The sequence below is a fragment of the Streptomyces sp. CB01201 genome, from assembly GCF_002803085.1.
In the GTDB taxonomy this organism is placed as follows: Bacteria; Actinomycetota; Actinomycetes; order Streptomycetales; family Streptomycetaceae; genus Streptomyces; species Streptomyces hundungensis.
In genome coordinates this window covers 129,812-150,048 of record NZ_NNBJ01000015.1, presented here as the reverse complement: position 1 = coordinate 150,048, position 20,237 = coordinate 129,812, and the positions used below count along the sequence as shown (strand labels likewise).

15 protein-coding genes are annotated in these 20,237 nt (G+C 72.0%); 7 read left to right on the top strand and 8 right to left on the bottom strand.

Annotation, left to right across the window (positions count from 1 at the left end; genetic code table 11):
- Window positions 1-119 precede the first annotated feature (119 nt).
- Both CG740_RS28740 and CG740_RS28735 read right to left on the bottom strand, forming a co-directional pair.
- Window positions 120-2,816 carry a serine/threonine protein kinase gene (locus CG740_RS28740; RefSeq protein ID WP_100578177.1) on the bottom strand — a complete coding sequence of 899 codons (2,697 nt, stop codon included), beginning with the start codon at window positions 2,814-2,816 and terminating at the stop codon, window positions 120-122.
- Between the two features lie 762 nt (window positions 2,817-3,578).
- Complete coding sequence (locus CG740_RS28735) at window positions 3,579-5,285, bottom strand: glycerol-3-phosphate dehydrogenase/oxidase (protein ID WP_100578176.1); 1,707 nt, start codon at window positions 5,283-5,285, stop codon at window positions 3,579-3,581.
- 233 nt (window positions 5,286-5,518) lie between these two features.
- Between CG740_RS28735 and CG740_RS28730 the strand changes: the two genes are divergently transcribed.
- Window positions 5,519-6,763, top strand: a complete 1,245-nt coding sequence (locus CG740_RS28730; protein WP_100578175.1) for a nucleotide sugar dehydrogenase — start codon at window positions 5,519-5,521, stop codon at window positions 6,761-6,763.
- A gap of 111 nt (window positions 6,764-6,874) precedes the next feature.
- Window positions 6,875-7,390, top strand: a complete 516-nt coding sequence (locus CG740_RS28725; RefSeq protein ID WP_100578174.1) for a hypothetical protein — start codon at window positions 6,875-6,877, stop codon at window positions 7,388-7,390.
- 101 nt (window positions 7,391-7,491) lie between these two features.
- Here the strand turns inward: CG740_RS28725 and CG740_RS28720 are convergent, their stop codons facing one another.
- The 4 genes from CG740_RS28720 to CG740_RS28705 form a co-directional block, all read right to left on the bottom strand.
- Window positions 7,492-8,616, bottom strand: a complete 1,125-nt coding sequence (locus CG740_RS28720; RefSeq protein WP_100578173.1) for a GuaB3 family IMP dehydrogenase-related protein — start codon at window positions 8,614-8,616, stop codon at window positions 7,492-7,494.
- A gap of 107 nt (window positions 8,617-8,723) precedes the next feature.
- Window positions 8,724-10,229, bottom strand: a complete 1,506-nt coding sequence (gene guaB, locus CG740_RS28715) for an IMP dehydrogenase (protein ID WP_100578172.1) — start codon at window positions 10,227-10,229, stop codon at window positions 8,724-8,726.
- Window positions 10,230-10,403: 174 nt separating this feature from the next.
- Window positions 10,404-10,988: a sigma-70 family RNA polymerase sigma factor gene (locus tag CG740_RS28710; RefSeq protein ID WP_100578171.1), complete on the bottom strand. Its 585-nt coding sequence runs from the start codon at window positions 10,986-10,988 to the stop codon at window positions 10,404-10,406.
- 254 nt (window positions 10,989-11,242) lie between these two features.
- Entirely contained in the window at window positions 11,243-11,854 is a 612-nt protein-coding gene (locus tag CG740_RS28705) for a response regulator transcription factor (RefSeq protein WP_003948568.1), read from the bottom strand.
- A gap of 427 nt (window positions 11,855-12,281) precedes the next feature.
- Here CG740_RS28705 and CG740_RS28700 point away from each other — a divergent pair, with 427 nt between their 5' ends.
- On the top strand, window positions 12,282-12,611 hold the full coding sequence (locus CG740_RS28700; RefSeq protein ID WP_100578170.1) for a WhiB family transcriptional regulator: 330 nt from the start codon (window positions 12,282-12,284) through the stop codon (window positions 12,609-12,611).
- Between the two features lie 156 nt (window positions 12,612-12,767).
- Here the strand turns inward: CG740_RS28700 and CG740_RS28695 are convergent, their stop codons facing one another.
- The gene (locus tag CG740_RS28695; protein ID WP_100578169.1) at window positions 12,768-13,661 is read right to left on the bottom strand and encodes a LysR family transcriptional regulator; all 894 of its coding nucleotides are present in this window, start codon (window positions 13,659-13,661) and stop codon (window positions 12,768-12,770) included.
- Between the two features lie 80 nt (window positions 13,662-13,741).
- Here CG740_RS28695 and CG740_RS28690 point away from each other — a divergent pair, with 80 nt between their 5' ends.
- Window positions 13,742-14,410, top strand: coding sequence for an MOSC domain-containing protein (locus CG740_RS28690; protein ID WP_100578168.1), 669 nt, complete (start codon window positions 13,742-13,744; stop codon window positions 14,408-14,410).
- A 173-nt stretch (window positions 14,411-14,583) separates the two neighbouring features.
- Window positions 14,584-15,357: an SDR family NAD(P)-dependent oxidoreductase gene (locus CG740_RS28685; RefSeq protein WP_100578167.1), complete on the top strand. Its 774-nt coding sequence runs from the start codon at window positions 14,584-14,586 to the stop codon at window positions 15,355-15,357.
- 143 nt (window positions 15,358-15,500) lie between these two features.
- Here the strand turns inward: CG740_RS28685 and CG740_RS28680 are convergent, their stop codons facing one another.
- Complete coding sequence (locus CG740_RS28680) at window positions 15,501-17,360, bottom strand: DUF2264 domain-containing protein (RefSeq protein WP_100578166.1); 1,860 nt, start codon at window positions 17,358-17,360, stop codon at window positions 15,501-15,503.
- Between the two features lie 269 nt (window positions 17,361-17,629).
- Here CG740_RS28680 and CG740_RS28675 point away from each other — a divergent pair, with 269 nt between their 5' ends.
- Entirely contained in the window at window positions 17,630-18,781 is a 1,152-nt protein-coding gene (locus tag CG740_RS28675) for a substrate-binding domain-containing protein (RefSeq protein ID WP_100578165.1), read from the top strand.
- A 125-nt stretch (window positions 18,782-18,906) separates the two neighbouring features.
- Window positions 18,907-20,235 (top strand): ABC transporter substrate-binding protein, encoded by a 1,329-nt coding sequence (locus CG740_RS28670; RefSeq protein ID WP_100578164.1) that lies wholly within the window; start codon window positions 18,907-18,909, stop codon window positions 20,233-20,235.
- Window positions 20,236-20,237 lie beyond the last annotated feature (2 nt).

The following is a 20,237-nucleotide window of genomic DNA, read 5'->3' as shown; positions in this document are numbered from 1 at the left end:
CGTACGGTCCGCGAGCTCTCACGATACGTGGCCTTGCCACATCGTGCCCTCGGGATGCCCGTTTACTCCGGACCGGCCGTCCTTGGGGCCCGACGGGGCCGCCTTGGGGCCCGACGGGGTCAGGCGGGCTGGAAGGTGGCGAAGAGCGTGGCCAGTGTCCGCTGGGTCTCCGGCTTCGACCAGTCCGCGTCCTTGGCCGAGAACATGATCCCGTACCCCTGGCTGAGGCTGACGACGAAGCCGCGGTCCACCGAGTGGTACTTGGCCCCGCTGTCGTCGTTGTAGGTGAACTCCCAGTCGGCCGCGGGCCAGTTCCGGTAGTTCACCGCGGCTATCTTCACGCGCTTGTATCCGGACCTGGTCATGCCGGACTCCTGGCTCGTCCAGTCCGCCACCGGGTCCTTCCTCGGGCTGTCGGTCCAGCCGATGAGGAGCCGCTGCCCGTCGGGCCCGTTGAAGCGGTCGCCCGCGTCGTCGGTCTTGCTGAACGACCAACCCGCGGGCAGTCCTATGGAGAAGCCCTGCGCGGACTTGTAGGGCGTGGTGGCGGCGTTGCCGGTGTCGCCGCCCTTGCTGCCGTCGCCGGTACCCGCACTGCTACCGGTGCCGGTGTTGTCGCTGGTGCCGCCGTCGCCCTTGCCCTCACTCTGCCCGGCCGATGCGCCCTGGCCCGACGGAGTGCTCCCGCCGGACGGCTTCTGGCCGCCGCCGCCCTGCTTGCTGCTCGCCGGAGAGCCCGCGGCCGCGGGCCCGCTGGAAGCCGACTTGTCCCCCTTGGCCTTGCCCGAGGAGTCGCCCCCGGAGCTGAGCGTGATGGCCAGCACCGTGCCGAGGACGGCGAGCGCGGCGACCACCGCGATGATCACCAGGGTGCGGCGCGGCACCACGTCGGTGAGCGACGCGCGCGGCGGCGGCACCGGGCCCGACGGCGCCCCGGACCTGGTCCGCGCGGGCACCGCCTTGGACCGGACGTCCCTCGCCTCGCGGGTGCTCTGCGCCTTCTCCTTGGCGGACGCCTTGGCCTCGGCCGCCGCGTTCCGTACGGACTTGAGCGCGCCGCGCATCCGCTCGGCGGCCGCGTCGGTCTTCGGCTCGCGGGGCAGCGGAATGACCCGCGTCGCCTCGGCGGAGACCGGCTCCGGCGCGGGCTCGGGGCGCTCGGGGGCGTTGAGCACCTCGGTGAGCAGCTTGCGCGCGGCGGCGTTGTCGAGCCGCTGCGCCGGGTCCTTGGCCAGCAGTCCGTAGATGACCTGCTCCAGGAGCGGGCCCGCGTTCTTGGGCGGGTCGACCGGCTCGGTCATCACCGCCGTCAGCGTCGCGATCGCCGAGCCCTTGTCGTACGGGGGCACGCCTTCCACGCTCGCGTACAGCAGCCCGCCGAGCGACCACAGGTCGGCGGCCGGGCCGGGCTTGTGGCCACGGGCCCGCTCGGGCGAGATGTACGAGGGCGCGCCGACGAGCATGCCGGTGGACGTGATGGAGGGGTCGCCCTCCACCTGGGCGATGCCGAAGTCGGTCAGCACGACCCGGCCGTCCTCGGCGATCAGCACGTTGGACGGCTTGACGTCGCGGTGCAGGATGCCCTCGCGGTGTGCGGAACGCAGTACGTCCAGGATCGCGAGGCCCACCTCGGCGGCCCGGCGGGGCGTCAGCGTGCCGTCCTCGCGCACGGCTTCGGCGAGCGACTTGCCCTCGACGAGCTCCATGACGATCCACGGCCGGTCGTCCTCGTCCACGACGTCGTAGACGGTCACGGCGGCGGTGTTGCGGATCCGGGCGATCGCCTTCGCCTCGCGCAGGGTGCGCGTGATGAGGCGGCGCTTCTCGTCGTCGTCGATGCTGGAGGGGAAGCGCAGTTCCTTGACCGCGACGGTCCGCCCGAGCGTCTCGTCGACGGCCCGCCAGACGGTACCCATGCCGCCCCGCCCGAGCACCCCACCGAGCCGGTACCGCCCCGCGAGCAGCCGCCCTTCGCCGTTCTCGACGAGGGGCGCGGCGGCCTGAGCGGCGCCCTTGGCGGGGCTCGCCTTGGCGGCAGCAGCCGAGGGGGTCGACTTGGCAGGGCTCGCCTTGGCGTCGGCCGGAGCCGCGGAGGCGCCCTTGGCAACCGGCTTGGCGTCGGCGGCCGAGGGGCTCGGCTTGGCGTCGGCGGCCGAGGGGCTCGCCTTGGCGTCGGCGGCCGAGGGGCTCGGCTTGGTGGCCGGCTTGGCGTCGCTCGGGCCGGAGCCCGGCTTCGATGCTGACGTGGCGTCAACGGGGCTCGGCTCAGCGGGGACTGCGGCGGGCTCGGCGCCCGGGGCGCCGGCACGCCCGCCCGCGCCCCCGGCCCCACTGGTACCCGCACCCGTACCCGGCGCCGCGAACGCCGAGCCGCCGCCCTGCCTGGACTTGGCTCCGCCGGGGCGCGAAGGCGACTTGGCCTTCGCGGCCGAAGCACTCGGCTCGGCGTCCGAGGCGGCGGCACCGGACTTGGCCACCGACGCCCGGGGATCGGGCCTGCCCTTCGAGGCGGCTGCGGCCGAGCCGGACTTCGCATCTCCCTCCCGGGAGCCCGAGTTGTCCTCGGATGAAGCCGGATTCCGTCCGGAATCAACCGACTTGCCCGCGCCCGGCTTCGCCGTCGCGTCAGCGCCGGATTCGGGCTCGGCGACCCGGTCCGAACGGTCGGCCGGGGTCGCGGCGCCCGCCGCGTCCGCCGGGCGCCGCCCGGACTTCGTGCCCGCCGCGTCCGCGGCGGACTCTGCGGGCGCCGACGACGCCTCCGGTTCCTGCCGCTCGTCCCGCTGGGGTTCCCGCGACTGCTCCGCCTGCGACATGCGTCCCCTCTGCGATTCCTGATCTTCGCCCGCGCCGGCCTCGGCCCGCGGCCTGCCGCGACCTGCCCTCCGCGACCTGCCCTCGTGGTGGCGGACCGGCTCACCGCTCCGACCTGTCTGTCCTGCCGGGTGCCCGGCCGCACCGGAGCCGTCGTCGAACCCGGCGTCCGCGCGAGGCCCGTAACCCGCCCTGGCAGAGCCCCCATTGTCCCTCACGCCGGGACCGGTGATGGTCCCGGGTCCGAGCCTCCGCCAAGTTGGCGGTGGGGGAAGGGACGACCGCCGTGCCGATGCTCCGAGCCCTGCTCGGCGCGGCGACGGCCACTTCCCTACGGGCAGCCCTGCCAAGTCGTTCGTGGCCACCGTAGTACTGCGGCAGGCGGCCAGGGCAGCCTTGGGCTCGACGGCGCCGTGGACCGGCGTTCGCCCGGTCCTGTACGCGGGCACGGCAACGTCGACCGCCACCTCACCCGGCGTTCCCTGCCCTCCCTGCCCTCTCGCACCAGCGGTCTCTTCAACTACACGGCGGACAGCACCGGTCCGGTTCCCCCACTCCCACCCGAACCGTCCGCGCCCCGCGCTCCCCTGCTCCCCCTGCGCCCCGCGTGGTACCCCGCACCGGGGGCGCCCCGCGGCCCGAGGGCGCCGTACCTCCTCGAACTCGCGCTCCCCGAAGCCGACTTCCGCCGAACATCGAGGGCGAGTACGCAGAGGGCGAGGCCTGTCTCCCTGATCCCCAGCGCCGAACCGCGCGCGGCCGCGCTAGACCGGGGCGATGTCCGGCGCGCCGAGCCGGGCCGCGTCCGCCGTCAGGTCGTCCGGCTGGCGCTGCGACTCCCGCTCCGCCTCCACCCGCTTCTCGTAGTGCTCCACCTCCTTGTCGATCTGCTTGCTGTCCCAGCCGAGCACCGGCGCCATCAGCTCCGCGCACTCCCGGGCCGAGAGCGTGCCCCGGTCGAAGGTCTCGATCGAGATGCGGGTGCGCCGGGTCAGTACGTCGTCCAGGTGTCGGGCACCCTCGTGCGAGGCGGCGTAGACGATCTCGGCGCGCAGGTAGTCGTCGGCCGCGGCGAGGGGTTCGCCGAGCGTGGGATCGGCGGTGATCAGCTCCAGGAGGTCCTCGGCCATCGAGCCGTACCGGTTCAACAGGTGCTCCACGCGCACCACATGGAGCCCGGTCCTGGCCGCGATCCTGGCCCGGGTGTTCCACAGCGCCTTGTAGCCCTCGGCGCCGAGCAGCGGAATGTCCTCGGTGACACAGTCCGCCACCCGCTGGTCGAGCGCGTGCACCGCCTCGTCCACGGCGTCCTTCGCCATCACCCGGTACGTCGTGTACTTGCCGCCCGCGACGACCACGAGCCCCGGCACCGGATGCGCGACGGTGTGCTCGCGCGAGAGCTTGCTGGTGGCGTCGGACTCCCCGGCGAGCAGCGGCCGCAGACCGGCGTAGACGCCCTGGACGTCGTCCCGGGTCAGCGGCACCGCGAGCACCGAGTTGACGTGTTCCAGCAGGTAGTCGATGTCGGCACTGGAGGCGGCCGGGTGGGCCTTGTCGAGGTCCCAGTCGGTATCGGTGGTGCCGACGATCCAGTGCCGGCCCCAGGGGATGACGAAGAGCACGGACTTCTCGGTCCGCAGGATCAGCCCGGTGTTGGAGTGGATCCGGTCCTTGGGCACCACCAGGTGGATGCCCTTCGAGGCGCGTACGTGGAACTGGCCCCGCTCGCCGATCAGGGCCTGGGTGTCGTCGGTCCACACGCCCGTCGCGTTCACCACCTGCTTGGCGCGGACCTCGTACTCGCCGCCCGCCTCGCCGTCCTGCACCCGGGCGCCGACCACCCGCTCGCCCTCGCGCAGGAAGCCGACGACCCGGGCCCGGTTGGCGACATGGGCCCCGTAGGCGGCGGCGGTGCGCACGAGAGTGGTCACATAACGGGCGTCGTCCATCTGGGCGTCGTAGTACTGCAACGCTCCGACCAGCGCGTCCTTCTTCAACGCGGGGGCGACGCGCAGCGCGTGGCGGCGGCTCAGATGACGGTGCGTCGGCAAGCCCCTGCCGTGGCCCGAGGAGACGGACATCGCGTCGTAGAGCGCGACGCCCGAGCCCGCGTACAGCCGCTCCCAGCCCTTGTGCTGCAACGGGTAGAGGAACGGGACGGGCTTCACCAGATGCGGGGCCAGCCGCTCCAGCAGCAGCCCGCGCTCCTTGAGGGCCTCGCGCACCAGGGCGAAGTCCAGCATCTCCAGATAGCGCAGCCCGCCGTGGATCAGCTTGCTGGAGCGGCTGGAGGTGCCCGATGCCCAGTCCCTCGCTTCGACCAGACCGGTGGCCAGGCCCCGGGTCGCCGCATCGAGGGCCGTGCCCGCTCCGACCACCCCCGCGCCCACGACCAGCACGTCCAGCTCGCGATCGGCCATGGCGGCGAGCGCCTGTGCGCGCTGCTCGGGTCCCAGTGTCGCTGTCCTCACGGCTTGCCTCCCGTGGATCGGGGTGGTCGCGCGGACCGGGTGGTCCGGCTCACACCCTCGATTCTGGACGGGACCACCGACATCGGCCACCGCCTGTGGACAACACTCGGCTTGCCGGGCCCTCACAATGCGGCAAATCAGTCATATTTCCTCTTAGTCTGACATTCCGCACGCCCATTCTGTCCACAGGGCTTGCGCTCCATGTCCCCTCCGGCTAAGGGAAGGACGGTCACATGCCCGCAGACCTCGCCGTCATCGGACTCGGCCACCTGGGCCTGCCCCTCGCCCAAGCCGCCGTCGCCGCCGGCATCCAGACCGTCGGCCACGACACGGACCCCCGCACCATGGCCGAGCTCAACGCGGGCCGCACCCCCGTGGACGGCTCGCTCACCCCCGCCGAACTGCGCCGGATGCTCGCGGGCGGCTTCCACACCGCCGGCGACCCGGCCGAGCTGGGCCGGGTGCGTACGGCCGTCATCTGCGCGCCCACCGCGCTCGCCCCCGACCGCACCCTCGACCTCGGGGCGGTCGCCGACGCCGCCCGCGTCCTGGCCGGGCGGCTGCGCCCGCACACCACCGTCATCCTGGAGTCGGCGGGCTACCCCGGTACCACCGAGGACTTCGTGCGCCCGATCCTCGAAGAGGGCTCGGGACTGCGGGCCGGGCGGGACTTCCACCTCGCCTACTCGCCGAGCCGCATCGACCCCGGCAACCGCGCCCACACCTACGCGGCCACCCCGAAGGTGATCGGCGGGCTCACGCCGGCCTGCACGGAGTCGGCCGCCGCGTTCTACGGCCGGCTCACCGACAAGGTGGTCCGCGCCCGCGGCCTGCGCGAGGCCGAGATGTCCAAACTCCTGGAGACCAACTTCCGGCACGTCAACATCGCCCTGGTCAACGAGATGGCCGTGCTCTGCCACGACATGGGCGTCGACCTGTGGGACGTCATCCGCTGCTCCGAGACCAAGCCGTTCGGCTTCCAGGCCTTCCGCCCGGGGCCCGGCGTCGGCGGCCACGGCCTCCCGCTCGACCCGACCCCGCTGCCGTACGCGGGCCTGCGCATGGTGGGCCTCGCCCGCGAGATCAACGCGCACATGCCGAGCTACGCCGTCCAGCGCTCCACCACGCTCCTGAACGAGCACGGCAAGTCGGCCCGCGGCGCCCGCGTCCTGCTGCTCGGCGTGACCTACAAGCCCGACTTCGCCGACCAGGAGGGCTCACCCGCCCGCGAGATCGCCGGGCGCCTGATGGACCTGGGGGCGCAGATCACGTACCACGACCCCCATGTGCCCACCTGGCGCGTCCGCGACCAGCCGGTTCCGCGCGCGGACTCGCTGTACGAGGCCGCCGCGCACGCCGATCTGACGGTGCTGCTCCAGCACCACCACACCTACGACCTCCAGGGCCTCGCGGTGAAGGCCCAGCTCCTGCTCGACACCCGTGGCGCGACCCCGGCGGGGGCGGCGCACCGGTTGTGAGCCCTGCCTTACATAATTCTTATGTGACGCGTGGTGCGGCTGTTACTCTTCGGGACCGCAATCGCACAGCCGTGCGCTTGCCCATGTTTGTTTCCAGGGGGGAACGCGAAGATGAGCCAGTCCTTTCCGCCACCGCAGCAGCCGCAGCAGCAGGGCCCGTTCGACCAGGGCCAGCCGCCGCAGGGGGCCTTCGGCTACCCGGTGGCACCGCCGCCGGCCCCGGTGCGGAACAACTTCGCGCTCGGCCTGATCGCCGCGGTCGTGGCCGCCGTCGTCACGGCGGGCATCTACGGCGCGATCATCGGCGCCACCAAGCACGAGATCGGCTACGCGGCCGTGGGTGTCGGCTTCCTCGTCGGCTTCGCGGCCGGCAAGGTCGGCGGCCGCAACCCCGCGCTGCCCGTCCTCGGCGCGGTGCTCTCGCTGGTCGCGGTCTACTTCGGCCAGCTCCTGGGCGAGGCGATCATCGCCAGCAAGGCGCTTCCCGTGACCGTCTCCGAGCTGTTCTTCGACCACTTCAGCCTCCTGAACGAGGGCTGGAAGGCCGACGCGGACCCGCTCACCTTCCTCTTCTTCGCGGTCGCCGCGGTGGCCGCCTTCTCCGGCGCCAAGAAGGCCGCCGCTTAGAAACGCCGCCGCCCGCCGAACGGGCGCACGCACGCGAAGGGCCCGGATCACCAGGTGATCCGGGCCCTTCGCGGTACTGGGCGTCAGCCCGGTGCCGGGTGTCAGCGCTTGTGCTGGGCGTCCGCCACCGTGACCTCGACCCGCTGGAACTCCTTGAGCTCGCTGTAGCCGGTCGTCGCCATCGAGCGGCGCAGGGCGCCGAACAGGTTCATCGAACCGTCCGGGGTGTGCGAGGGACCGGTGAGGATCTCCTCGGTGGTGCCCACGATGCCCAGGTCGACGAGCTTGCCGCGCGGCACGTCCTCGTGGACGGCCTCCATGCCCCAGTGGTGGCCGCGGCCCGGCGCGTCGGTGGCGCGGGCCAGCGGGGAGCCCATCATCACCGCGTCGGCGCCGCAGGCGACCGCCTTCGGGATGTCGCCGGACCAGCCCACGCCGCCGTCCGCGATGACGTGGACGTAACGGCCACCGGACTCGTCCATGTAGTCGCGGCGGGCCGCGGCGACATCGGCGACGGCGGTGGCCATCGGGACCTGGATGCCCAGGACGTTGCGGGTGGTGTGCGCGGCGCCGCCGCCGAAGCCCACGAGCACGCCGGCCGCGCCGGTGCGCATCAGGTGCAGGGCCGCGGTGTACGTGGCGCAGCCGCCGACGATGACCGGGACGTCCAGCTCGTAGATGAACTGCTTCAGGTTGAGCGGCTCGGCCGCGCCCGAGACGTGCTCGGCGGAGACCGTGGTGCCGCGGATGACGAAGATGTCCACGCCCGCGTCCACGACCGCCTTGGAGAACTGGGCGGTGCGCTGCGGGGAGAGCGCGGCGGCGGTGACCACACCGGAGTCGCGCACCTCCTTGATGCGCAGGCCGATCAGCTCTTCCTTGATGGGCGCCGCGTAGATCTCCTGGAGACGGCGGCTCGCCGTCGCCTCGTCCAGCTCGGCGATCTCGTCGAGCAGCGGCTGCGGGTCCTCGTACCGGGTCCACAGACCCTCAAGGTTCAGCACGCCGAGGCCGCCGAGCTCACCGATGCGGATCGCCGTCTGCGGCGACACCACGGAGTCCATGGGGGCGGCCAGGAAGGGCAGCTCGAAGCGGTAGGCGTCGATCTGCCAGGCGATCGAGACCTCCTTCGGGTCCCGGGTACGCCGGCTCGGGACGATGGCGATGTCGTCGAACGCGTACGCCCTGCGGCCGCGCTTGCCGCGCCCGATCTCGATCTCAGTCACGTTGTGTGGGCCTTTCCCTCTACGTCTGCATGCTCCAGTATCCCCGACACACGGGCGAGGGGCGGCCCCGGGAACTCCCGGGCCGCCCCTCGTCGGGTGCTGCGGACTTACTTCCTGCTGTAGTTCGGCGCCTCGACGGTCATCTGGATGTCGTGCGGGTGGCTCTCCTTGAGGCCCGCCGAGGTGATCCGGACGAACCTGCCGTTCTCCTGGAGCTCGGGGACGGTACGGCCGCCGACGTAGAACATCGACTGGCGCAGACCGCCCACGAGCTGGTGCACGACCGCGGACAGCGGGCCGCGGTAGGGCACCTGGCCCTCGATGCCCTCCGGGATCAGCTTGTCGTCGGTGGACACGGCCTCCTGGAAGTACCGGTCCTTGGAGAACGAGCGCTGGTCGCCGCGGGACTGCATCGCGCCGAGCGAACCCATGCCGCGGTACGACTTGAACTGCTTGCCGTTGATGAACAGCAGCTCGCCCGGGGACTCCTCGCAGCCGGCGAGCAGCGAGCCCAGCATGACCGTGTCGGCGCCGGCGACCAGGGCCTTGGCGATGTCGCCCGAGTACTGGAGGCCGCCGTCACCGATGACCGGGACGCCCGCGGCCTTGGCGGCAAGCGAGGCCTCGTAGATCGCGGTGACCTGCGGAACACCGATGCCCGCCACGACGCGGGTGGTGCAGATGGAGCCGGGGCCGACGCCGACCTTGATGCCGTCGACGCCCGAGTCGATGAGCGCCTGGGCGCCGTCGCGGGTGGCGATGTTGCCGCCGATGAGGTCGACGCCCGAGGAGTTCGACTTGATCTTGGCGACCATGTCGCCGACCAGGCGGGAGTGGCCGTGCGCGGTGTCCACGACGATGAAGTCGACCCCGGCGGCGATCAGCGCCTGGGCGCGCTCGTAGGCGTCGCCCGCGACACCGACGGCCGCGCCGACGAGGAGGCGGCCGTCCTTGTCCTTGGCGGCATTGGGGTACTTCTCGGCCTTGACGAAGTCCTTGACCGTGATGAGGCCCTTGAGGATGCCGGCGTCGTCGACGAGCGGCAGCTTCTCGATCTTGTGGCGGCGCAGCAGCTCCATGGCGTCCACACCGGAGATGCCGACCTTGCCCGTGACGAGCGGCATCGGCGTCATGACCTCGCGCACCTGGCGGCTGCGGTCCGACTCGAAGGCCATGTCGCGGTTGGTGACGATGCCGAGCAGCTTGCCCGCCGAGTCGGTCACCGGGACGCCGCTGATGCGGAACTTGGCGCACAGCTCGTCGGCCTCGCGCAGCGTCGCGTCCGGGTGCACCGTGATCGGGTCGGTGACCATGCCGGACTCGGAGCGCTTCACCAGGTCGACCTGGTTGGCCTGGTCCTCGATGGAGAGGTTGCGGTGCAGCACGCCCGCGCCGCCCTGCCGCGCCATCGCGATGGCCATGCGCGCCTCGGTGACCTTGTCCATCGCCGCGGACAGCAGCGGGACGTTCACCTTGACGTTCTTGGAGAGGTACGAGGAGGTGTCGATCTGGTCGGGCGCCATGTCGGACGCGCCCGGCAGGAGCAGGACGTCGTCGTATGTCAGCCCGAGCGTCGCGAACTTCTCGGGCACTCCGTCGACGTTTGCAGTCATGACACCTTCCCCAATGGCCTTGATCGGTGCGGATGTCCATGCTAACGGGCTGTGCGGGTGTCTCATTCCACGAGCAAGATCATCGGGATTCTTTGTACGTTCACACGTGTTGGGTACGTACACGCGTGTTGGGCCGCGCGCCCGTTCGGGCCCGGCACGCGCCTCGGGGCCCGCCTACTGCTCGGCCAGGGCGCGCAGTCTGCTCAGCGCGCGGTGCTGGGCGACCCGGACGGCACCGGGCGACATGCCGAGCATCTGGCCGGTCTCCTCGGCGGTGAGGCCGACGGCGACCCGCAGCACGAGGAGCTCGCGCTGGTTCTCGGGGAGGTTGGCGAGGAGCTTCTTGGCCCACTCGGCGTCGCTGCTCAGCAGCGCGCGCTCCTCCGGGCCGAGCGAGTCGTCCGGCCGCTCGGGCATCTCGTCGGACGGCACGGCCGTGGAACCGGGATGGCGCATCGCGGCCCGCTGGAGGTCGGCGACCTTGTGCGAGGCGATGGCGAAGACGAAGGCCTCGAAGGGCCGTCCGGTGTCGCGGTAGCGCGGCAGCGCCATCAGAACGGCGACGCAGACCTCTTGGGCAAGGTCCTCCACGAAGTGGCGGGCATCACCCGGCAACCGGTTGAGCCGGGTGCGGCAGTAGCGCAGCGCGAGGGGGTGAACATGCGCGAGCAGATCATGCGTAGCCTGCTCGTCGCCGTCGACGGCACGGTGGACGAGTGCACCGATGACCCCTTGGGCCGAAGCCTCGTCGTCGCGCATCGATCCATGGTGCCCCGGCGTCGTCCCGTCCGTGGCACCGCGTCCGTAGTTGTGCACCGAAGCGTTATGAGCGGGTGCGCCGGAACTCATTCCCTGCACCCCCCTCCCGCTCGACCGACCTGTCCCCGAGGAACTCCACACCTACAAGGATGCGGCATCGCGGCGGAAGCAACACCTACTGCTGCCGTTCGCGGGACGACCGGGCCCGTCCGCCCGGTGGCGGACGGGGCTCCGACCGGCTGTCTCACCTGCCGTCAGCGCACCAGGCCCCAGCGGAAACCGAGCGCCACGGCGTGCGCCCGGTCCGAGGCGCCGAGCTTCTTGAACAGCCGTCGGGCATGGGTCTTGACGGTGTCCTCGGAGAGGAACAGCTCCCGGCCGATCTCGGCGTTGGAGCGGCCGTGGCTCATGCCTTCGAGCACCTGGATCTCCCGCGCGGTGAGCGTGGGCGCCGCGCCCATCTCGGCCGACCGCAGTCTGCGCGGGGCGAGCCGCCAGGTCGGGTCGGCGAGCGCCTGGGTGACGGTCGCGCGCAGTTCGGCACGCGAGGCGTCCTTGTGCAGATAGCCCCGGGCCCCGGCGGCGACCGCGAGCGCGACCCCGTCGAGGTCCTCGGCGACCGTGAGCATGATGATCCGGGCGCCCGGATCCGCGGACAGCAGCCGACGGACGGTCTCCACGCCGCCCAGACCGGGCATGCGTACGTCCATCAGAATCAGGTCCGAGCGGTCGGCACCCCAGCGGCGGAGGACTTCCTCGCCGTTGGCCGCCGTCGTCACACGCTCGACGCCGGGCACGGTCGCAACCGCGCGGCGGAGCGCCTCGCGGGCAAGCGGGGAGTCGTCGCAGACGAGGACTGATGTCATGGCCGCCCTCCGCAGCTGATGCGCGTCACCTTGAGCCTCCAGGCTGGGTACATGTGTCACCTGAGCGATTGACGCTCTCGGACACCTGCCCGAGCGCTTGTCGTTTCAACCGCCTCCGCACTCTCAACGACGGTCACTCGAAAGAGTTACGGGTCGGGCGGGCACGTTCGGCACTCTACGTGAGGAACCGTGCACACAGCAGAGTGCCGCCGGTCGGCCGCCCAACTTTTTGAGCTATGCCCCATTTAGCGGCTTTTCTTCCCTTTTGCTGGTGTCTGTGGCTAGATTCCCAATGAGTCATATTTACATCTACTTACACAGGAGATGTACCTTCGTCGGTACGTACGTGTCGGATGTGCCCCCGCGCCCACCCGTCCCGTACCGGCCCTCCCATCCGCCTCAGCACGGTTTCAAGGGGACAAGAGCAATGGCAGATTTCTCCCGCCTTCCCGGACCGAACGCCGATCTGTGGGACTGGCAGCTCCTCGCGGCCTGCCGTGGCGTCGACAGCTCGCTCTTCTTCCACCCGGAGGGCGAGCGCGGCGCGGCACGGAGTGCGCGCGAGAGCTCGGCGAAAGAGGTGTGCATGCGCTGCCCGGTGCGTGCGCAGTGCGCGGCCCACGCCCTGGCGGTACGCGAGCCCTACGGGGTGTGGGGCGGGCTCACCGAGGACGAGCGCGAAGAGCTCATGGGCCGGGCGCGCAACCGCCTGGTCTCCGCCGCCGCACCGGCCGGCGGCGGCATGGGCCCCGCCTGAGGGGTTTCCGGTTCGGACCGGACCAGAAGAAACGTTCCTGCGCCGTTTGGCCCAGGCACGGACGGCACGGACAGCACGGGCAGCGCATGGCGCGGCACGGTCGTGCCGTACGGCCGGGCCCCCGGCCCGGCGTCGCCGACGCCCCGCGGTCGCCCGCTAGTCGCGCGCGGCGGCCCTGGTCAGCTGGTCCAGGGTGGCCGCGACGGCCGGGACCCGGGCCAGGTCGGGCAGGGTGAGCGCGACGATCTCCCGCTCGACGGCGGGCTCGACGCCCACCGTACGCGCGCCCTTGGGCCGCACGGACTCGATGGCGAGCTCCGGCAGCACCGCGACGCCGAGCCCGGCCCCCACCAGGCCGATCACCGCCGGGTAGTCGTCGGTCGCGAAGTCGATGCGCGGGGTGAACCCGGACTCCTCGCAGACCTCCACCAGTTGGCGCCGGCAGCGCGGACAGCCCGCGATCCAGGGTTCGTCCGCGAGGTCCTTGATGTCGACGGTCCCCGCCTCGGCGAGCGCGTGACCCTCGGGCACCAGGCCGACCAGGCGGTCGACGAGCAGCGGGCGGACCACGAGGTCGTCCCACTCCGTGGCGTTCGAGCCGTACCGGAAGGCCAGCGCGATGTCACAGTCGCCCTCGCGGAGCATCTCGACCGAGCGCGGCGGCTCGGCCTCGACGAGCGAGACCCGGGTGCCCGGGTGGGCCGCGCGCAGGGCCGCGAGGGCGGTCGGCACCAGGGTGGAGGAGCCGCTGGGGAAGGACACCAGACGCACCCGCCCGGCCCGCAGCCCCGCGATCGCGGCGATCTCCTCCTCCGCGGCGGTGAGCCCGGCCAGGATTCCGGAGGCGTGCCGGACCAGCACCTCGCCCGCCTGGGTGAGGCGCATCTCGCGGCCGGTGCGGATCAGCAGGGGCGTGCCCGCGGAGGATTCGAGTGCCTTCATCTGCTGGCTGACGGCGGGCTGGGTGCAGCCCAGTTCGCGGGCCGCAGCCGAGAAGGAGCCGGTGGCGGCGACGGCGCGCAGGATGCGGAGATGACGGGCCTCGATCATTCCTTGAGCATAAGCGAATCTTGGACATCGCGGAATAAATTCGATCGCGGCTTTGAGTTTGGCTCGGCTAGCGTTCGCCCATGGAGCTTCTGTCTGTGAATCTCGGCCGCGCCAAGGCCGTCGACTACTCCGACGCCCAGGGCGGCGTCACCGGCATCGACAAACGTCCGGTGAGCCGCCCGGTCCGCGTCTTCGCCCCCGGCCCCAGGGGCGTCGGCGCCAGCGGTGTCGAGGGGGACGACGTCTGCGATCTGCGCCATCACGGCGGTGATCACCAGGCGGTCTACGCCTACGCCCGCGAGGACCTGGACGCGTGGGCGAAGGAGCTGGGCCGCGAGCTGCCCAACGGCGTGTTCGGCGAGAACCTCACGACGTACGGCGTGGACGTGAACGGCGCCCGGATCGGTGAACGCTGGCGGATAGGGCGGGACGCGGTCCTCGAAGTCGCCTCCGGCCGCATCCCCTGCCGTACGTTCGCGGCCTGGCTCGACCAGAAGGGCTGGGTGCGGCGCTTCACACAGGCGGCGGTCCCCGGCGCGTACTTCCGGGTGATCGAACCGGGTGAGATCAAGGTGGGCGACCAAGTCGAGGTGATCGAACGGCCGGATCACGAAGTCTCGGTCGCGTTCTGGTTCCGTGCCTTCACGACCGAGCGGGCGCTGCTGCCGCGCATCCTGGCCGCGGGCGACGCCCTGGAGCCCGAGGCGCACGAGACGGTGCGGAAGTATCTGGCGCAGCACGGTTCGTAACGGCTCCGGCAGGGGCGGGGCGCACGGTTCGCGGAGCGGCCCGGGCGGTGAAGAACAGCCGTTGTTGCGGCAGTTCATGACGGTCGGCACCGGTTCGGCACCGGTTCGCGGACCGCCGGGCGCCCGGGCGGGGGCGGTCATCGGGCGTCCGGCGCGGGCGTTACCGTGCGCCTATGACGACTGCACTGATTACGGGAGCGACGGCGGGCATCGGCGCCGCGTTCGCGCGGCGCCTCGCGGCCGATGGACACGATCTGGTGCTGGTGGCCCGGGACGGCAAGCGGCTGAGCGAGCAGGCCACCGAACTACACGACCGGCACGGCATCGAGGCCGAGGTCCTGTCCGCGGACCTGTCCACGGACGAGGGCATCGCGGCCGTCGAGGCGCGGCTCTCGCAGCCCAGGAGGCCGGTCGACCTCCTGGTCAACAACGCCGGGTTCGGCAACAAGGGCCGCTATCTCGAAGTGTCCATGGCGGACGAGCTGACCATGGTGAAGGTGCACATCGAGGCGGTCCTGCGGCTGACCTCGGCCGCGACGGCCGCGATGCGCGAGCGCGGCCGGGGCGGCGTCGTCAACGTGGCCTCGGTCGCGGCCTTCGTACCGCGCGGCACCTATGGCGCGTCCAAGGCCTGGGTCGTGCAGTTCACCCAGGGCGCGGCCCGTGACCTCGCCGGGTCGGGCGTGCGCCTGATGGCGCTGTGCCCCGGGTTCGTGCGGACCGAGTTCCACGAGCGGGCCGGGATGGGCACCGACAACATTCCGGGCTGGATGTGGCTGGACGCCGACAAGCTGGTGGCGGCCGCGCTGACCGACCTCGCGCGCGGCAAGTCCCTCTCCATCCCCGATCCGCGCTACAAGGCGCTGATGGGCGCGGTGAAGCTGGCGCCGCGCGGCCTGCTCGGCGGGATCACCTCCAAGACGGGCCGCAAGTACGGGCCCCAGTAGGGCAGGTACGGGCCCGAGTGGGCCAGGCGCGGCCCCAAGCAGCCCGGGTACTGGCCCAAGCAGGCCGAGCGCGGCCCGAGTTGAGCACGTTCGCGTACCGGCCCGCGGGGCCGGGCCGCGGCGGGCGGCGCCGCTGCGTCGCCTCAGCCGTCCTCCGTACGGACGGCCGGCGCGGTCGAGTCGAGTACGAGCCGATGGGTGGTGCCGTCCCGCCAGGCGACCCGGACGGCGTGGCCGGTGACCTCGATGTCGGCGAGGGCCTGGACCGGGCCCGGATCCGGTTCTGCGGTGAGGGAGGCGAGCGCGACGAAGAGGGACGGCGTGGCGCCGGTCGTTCCGTGCAGCGCCCGCAGCTGCGATGCGGGCCCGAACAGGGTTGATCCGGCGGCCAGTTGGCGTACGTCCGGGCCATAGCCGTACACCGGGTGCAGCTGGGCGGTGCGGCCGGAGGTGACGGCCCAGCCGGTCTGGCGCACCGGGGTGCCGGGCGCGGCCCCGACGACCAGATGGGCGCGGAGTTCGGCGCGGCCGTGCGCGAGGGTGAGCGAGACGATCCGCACGCCGGGCGGCCCGGGCCTCGGCTCGGACAGGGACGCGGCCCAGCCCGCACCGCAGCCGAGCGGCACCGCGGGGCCCCGGGTGGTGCAGGCGCCCTGCGACATGAGCCCGAAGTGGTTGTCGGCCACGCCGTGCGAAGTGGGCCCGGTTCCGGTCGAGTAGGCGAAGCGGGAGTAGCAGGGGTCCTCGCCGGTCGCGCCGCCCACGTGGTTGTTGCTGCCGTGGTTGTGCAGGCGGACCAGGCCGTCGTCGGCGGTCGACTGGATCAGCAGGCCCGGCGCCCGCAGCGTCGTCGTGGCGTCCGCGGTCTCGGCGGGCAGCGGCTCCTCGACGGCCGTCCACACCGGGTGCTCCGGGGGCAGCAGCAGGCCGAGGTATCCCTTGGACGCCCAGTACGGCGAGGCGGGGCCGGAATAGTGCTGGATCACCGGGGGGTACGGGCCGTGCCAGCCCAGGGTGAGCAGCCCGGCGCTGTCGGTGGCGCCCTGGTTCCCGGGCCGGTCCAGGAAGTACTTCAGACTGCCCGAGGCCAGGCGGCGGGTCGCGCCCGGGGTGAGCGGGGTGTGGCCGGTGAGCGCGCCGAGCCAGGGCGCGGCCGCCGCGGCGAACCGGTAGGTGAGCGAGCGGCCGTACGGCATCGGTGCCCCGTCGGAGCCGAACAGGCGGGTGTGGGCGTCGAGTTGGGCGTGCAGCCGGGGCCCGTAGCGGTCCAGGAGCGCCTGGTCGCCGCTCAGATGGGCATGCAGGACGGGATAGAAGTGGAGGGCCCAGGCGTTGTAGTGGTCGAAGGAGCGGTTGGGGCCGTCGCTGTACCAGCCGTCGCCGAGGTACCACTGGTCGACGCGGTCCAGGGCACGTTCGATGGTGGCCGCGGCGCGGTCGGTCTCGATGCCGGCGTCCTGGAGAAATCCGGCGACGGTGAGTCCGAACAGCCACCAGTTGTTGTCGACCGGGGACGGGCCGAGGGCGGGCAGCAGCCAGTCGACGGCGCGTCCGCGGGTGCGGTCGTCGAGCTTGTCCCACAGCCAGGGGCGGGTGAGCCGGAGGCCGAGGGCGACGGAGGCGGATTCGACGAGCGCTTGGCGGACGGGGGTGGTCAGCGGCCAGGAGTCGGGGGACGCTTGGCTCAACTCGCCGGTGGCGACCGGGTTTCGGGTGCCCGCGGCAAGGCCCTCGGCGTAGCGGTCGAGGTGGCCGTGCGGGTCCTCGCCCTGGGCTCCGGCCACCCGCAGGGCGGCCAGCAGCCAGGTGCGGGCATAGCCTTCGAGGCCGTCGGAGCGCGGCCCCGACCAGCTGGGCCGCTCGCCCGGCAGGTTGATCAGGCCCCGGCCGGGCGAGGCGTACGGCCGGACGGCCAGCAGGAGTTGGTCCGCCGACCGCTCCCAGTGCGCGCGGGTCCAGCCCGTGTACGGGCTGAGCTCGCGGTTCTCGGGCGCGATGAACATGGTGCGATGCTCCCTCGGTGACGGGGTGGATGGCGGCGGGCTGGATGGCGGCGGAGGCATGGCGGCGTCGGCATCGGCGGGGCGGGCCCGCATCGGCGGGACGTGCTGCGTGCGTGATGGGGGAACGTGCGCGAAATCTCTGGGAATTTAGGACTCACGTTGATCGAACGTCAATGGATCGGACCGAATGATCGAAACAGCCATCGTTCGATCACGTTGCATTAGGGTCGGGGCCCACCGGGCCACCACACCGCGAAGGGGATGCCGCCGTGCGCGAAAGTGCCGCTGAACGCCATGACCGACTGCTGGAGCTGGTCCGCGCACGGGGGTCGGCCCGGGTGTCCGAACTCGCCGGCCACCTCGGGGTCTCGCCGGTGACCGTGCGTCGTGACGTGGAGTTCCTCGCCACTGAGGGCCGGCTGGACCGGGTGCACGGTTCGGTGTCCTGGCCGGGCGCCGGGCAGGCGGCACCGGCCGTCGCCCCCGCCGCCGGTGCGGGCTCCCGCGAACTCGTCATCGGCATGCTCGCGCCCAACGCCACGTACTACTTCGCCGAGGTCATCCGGGGCGCGCACGAGGCGGCGGCGGCGGCCGGGGCGCGGCTGATCCTGCGCATCTCGGACTACCGGCCGCAGGAGGACGCGGGCCGGGCGGCCGGGCTGCTCGCGGCCGGCGCCGAGGGCCTGCTGATCGCGCCGGGCTGGAAGGAGCCGGACGACCCGGTCGAGCACGGCGCCTGGATCGCCGGGCTCCCGGTGCCGACGGTGCTCCTGGAGCGGCGCGGGGTCCCCGGCCGGGAGCTGGACGACCTGGACCGGGTCTGCTCCGACCACAGCCACGGCGTGCTCATCGCGGTGCGCCATCTGCTCGGCCTCGGCCATGCCACGCCCCTGCTCGTGGCCCGCGCCGACAGCCCCACCGCGATCGCAGTGCGCGCCGGATACCGGCACGCGCTCGACGCGCTCGGTCTCAAGTCGCCCGTCGCGCCCATCGGTTCGGTGTCCGCGGAGACAGACCCCGACGGGTTCGAGCACGCCGTGCGGGCGCTGCGCACCGCGGTCGCGTCCGGGCGGGCCACCGCGGCGCTCGTGCACAACGACGTGGACGCCATCCGGATCGTGCAGCGCCTGGCCGAGCTGGGCGTGCGGGTGCCGGACGATCTGGCGCTCGTGGCCTACGACGACGAGGTGGCGGCGCTCGCCGACATCCCGCTCACCGCGGTCGCCCCGCCCAAGCACGAGGTGGGGCGGTACGCGGCCGAGCTCCTGATCGAGCGGCTGCGCGGCACCGCCGGGCGCCGTCCGGCCGGGGGCGAGGAGCCGCCCCGGCGCCATGTCGATCTGCTGCCGCGCCTTCGCGTGCGGTCCTCGTGCGGGGCGCCCTCCGAGACGCTCCGGAGCCCAATGAGCGTTCACTCGTGAGGCGCGAGCGTTCAGTCCCTCTCTGATCTTTTTTCGATCAATCGAACTTTCGCTCTTGACTTCGGTCAGAACTGGGCCAAGGATCGCGGCCATCGCCTCGTCCCCTTACGTTCAGGAGCCGTTCCGTGAGCCGCAGTTGGACCAGATCGACCTCCGCCCTCGTCGGCACCGCCACCGCTCTCGCCGTGCTCACGGCCTGCGGTGGTGGGGACAGCAAGACGAGCGACGCGGGCAAGGGCACCGCCGACAAGCCCGTCACCATCACGTTCTGGGCCTGGCAGAAGGGCACCAAGGACGTGGTGGACGCCTTCAACGCCTCGCACAACAACATCCAGGTGAAGTTCGAGGAGATCCCCTCCGGCAACGCCGGCGGCTACGCCAAGATCTCCAACGCGGTGAAGGCCGGCAACGCCCCGGACCTCGTCACCGTCGAGTACCCGATGCTCCCCGAGTTCGTCAGCCAGGGCTCGTTCCAGGACATCAGCAAGTACGTCACCGACGACGTGAAGAAGCAGTTCCTGCCGCAGTCCATCCAGCAGACCACGCTCGGCGGCAAGAACTGGGCGATCCCCTTCGACGCGGCGCCCCAGGCGTACTTCTACCGCAAGGACTTCTTCGACAAGAACCACATCGAAGTGCCCAAGACCTGGGACGAGTTCAGGGCGGCCGCCCAGAAGGCCAAGGCCGCCGACCCCAAGGCCCGTATCGGCACCTTCTTCCCGGACGACCCGACCACCTTCGAGGCGATGGCCTGGCAGGCCGGCGCCCAGTGGTTCAAGGCCGACGGCAACACCTGGAAGCTCAACACCTCCGACGCCGCCACCAACAAGGTCGCCGACTACTGGCAGGGCCTCATCGACGACAAGCTGGTGCAGAACTCGGTCTCCTTCAGCCCCGAGTGGACGGCCTCCCTCAAGGACGGCTCGACCGTCGGCTACCTCGGCGCCTCCTGGTCCGCGGGCGTCCTCAAGGGCACCGTGCCCGACCAGAGCGGCAAGTGGGCGGTGGCCCCGGTGCCGACCTGGGACGGCAAGCCCGCCAGCGGCATGCTCGGCGGCTCCACCTGGGCCGTGCCCAAGGGCAGCGGCAAGACCGAGGCCGCCCTCGAATTCGCCCAGTGGATGTCGACCACCGAAGCGGGCGTCGACGCCCGCATCAAGTCCGGCACCTCCAGCGCCTTCCCGGCCGACATCGCGCTGCGGCCCGCCGCCAAGAAGGCCTTCGACACCAGCTTCTACAGCGGCCAGGACATCTACCGGCTGTTCGACGCGGCCGGCGGCTCGATCAACGCCAACTGGGGCTGGGGCCCGAGCATGGGCACCACCAACACCACCCTGAAGGACCAGCTCGGCAAGGTCGCGGGCGGCTCCGTGAAGATCACGGACGCGATCAAGTCCGCCCATGACGCCACCGTCACCGAGCTGAAGAAGCGCGGCCTGAAGGTCGAGGGCTGACC

What these genes read in the sequence shown, in the direction of transcription:
- CG740_RS28740 (WP_100578177.1), bottom strand. Translation starts at nt 2,816, where the DNA reads ATGTCGCAGGCGGAGCAGTCGCGGGAACCCCAGCGGGACGAGCGGCAG.
- CG740_RS28730 (WP_100578175.1), top strand. Translation starts at nt 5,519, where the DNA reads ATGCCCGCAGACCTCGCCGTCATCGGACTCGGCCACCTGGGCCTGCCC.
- CG740_RS28725 (WP_100578174.1), top strand. Translation starts at nt 6,875, where the DNA reads ATGAGCCAGTCCTTTCCGCCACCGCAGCAGCCGCAGCAGCAGGGCCCG.
- guaB (WP_100578172.1), bottom strand. Translation starts at nt 10,229, where the DNA reads ATGACTGCAAACGTCGACGGAGTGCCCGAGAAGTTCGCGACGCTCGGG.
- CG740_RS28710 (WP_100578171.1), bottom strand. Translation starts at nt 10,988, where the DNA reads ATGCGCGACGACGAGGCTTCGGCCCAAGGGGTCATCGGTGCACTCGTC.
- CG740_RS28705 (WP_003948568.1), bottom strand. Translation starts at nt 11,854, where the DNA reads ATGACATCAGTCCTCGTCTGCGACGACTCCCCGCTTGCCCGCGAGGCG.
- CG740_RS28700 (WP_100578170.1), top strand. Translation starts at nt 12,282, where the DNA reads ATGGCAGATTTCTCCCGCCTTCCCGGACCGAACGCCGATCTGTGGGAC.
- CG740_RS28695 (WP_100578169.1), bottom strand. Translation starts at nt 13,661, where the DNA reads ATGATCGAGGCCCGTCATCTCCGCATCCTGCGCGCCGTCGCCGCCACC.
- CG740_RS28690 (WP_100578168.1), top strand. Translation starts at nt 13,742, where the DNA reads ATGGAGCTTCTGTCTGTGAATCTCGGCCGCGCCAAGGCCGTCGACTAC.
- CG740_RS28685 (WP_100578167.1), top strand. Translation starts at nt 14,584, where the DNA reads ATGACGACTGCACTGATTACGGGAGCGACGGCGGGCATCGGCGCCGCG.
- CG740_RS28680 (WP_100578166.1), bottom strand. Translation starts at nt 17,360, where the DNA reads ATGTTCATCGCGCCCGAGAACCGCGAGCTCAGCCCGTACACGGGCTGG.